We start from the raw sequence: 508 nt of genomic DNA, 5'->3' as shown, positions 1-508 counted from the left end.
TTCCCCATTCGGACACCCCCGGATCAATGCGTGCTTACCGCTCCCCGAGGCAGTTTCGTTGTTCGCCACGTCCTTCTTCGGCTCCTAGTGCCTAGGCATCCTCCGTGCGCTCTTACTAGCTTAACCTAGTAGCTCCGGTTGTTTCGGTCGAGTGTTCCTTGCGGTTTGTTTCTTCATTAGATAAGTAATTATCTGTGGAAACAAACGCGCAAAAGTCACAATCGACTCGAAACAACCTTCGCTTACAATGACGGTCAAAACCGCCAAAGTATTTTAATTGCTTAAGGATGTTACATTCTTTCGCTATCCAGTTTTCAAGGTGCAAATCTTTTGCGTTGCGTTAAGCAAACAAAAGGTATAGGTGTATAAACACCTGCTTGGCGACGTCCTACTCTCCCAGGACCCTGCGGTCCAAGTACCATCGGCGCTGGAGGGCTTAACGGTCGTGTTCGGTATGGGAACGTGTGGTTCCCCTCCGCCATCGCCACCAAACGGATGACTTCCTGAA

At 49.8% G+C, this 508-nt stretch carries 2 rRNA genes; both read right to left on the bottom strand.

Annotated elements, in window-relative coordinates:
- Positions 1 to 126 (bottom strand): 23S ribosomal RNA (locus tag AB4Y93_RS28820); the annotation flags it as partial.
- 249 nt (positions 127 to 375) lie between these two features.
- A 5S ribosomal RNA gene (gene rrf / locus AB4Y93_RS28815) occupies positions 376 to 492 on the bottom strand.
- Between the last annotated feature and the right edge of the window lie 16 nt (positions 493 to 508).

The organism is Paenibacillus sp. YAF4_2 (assembly GCF_052113225.1).
Classification (GTDB): Bacteria; Bacillota; Bacilli; order Paenibacillales; family Paenibacillaceae; genus Pristimantibacillus.
Note: the sequence above shows the minus strand (reverse complement) of the source record. Positions and strands in the feature narration are given on the sequence as shown.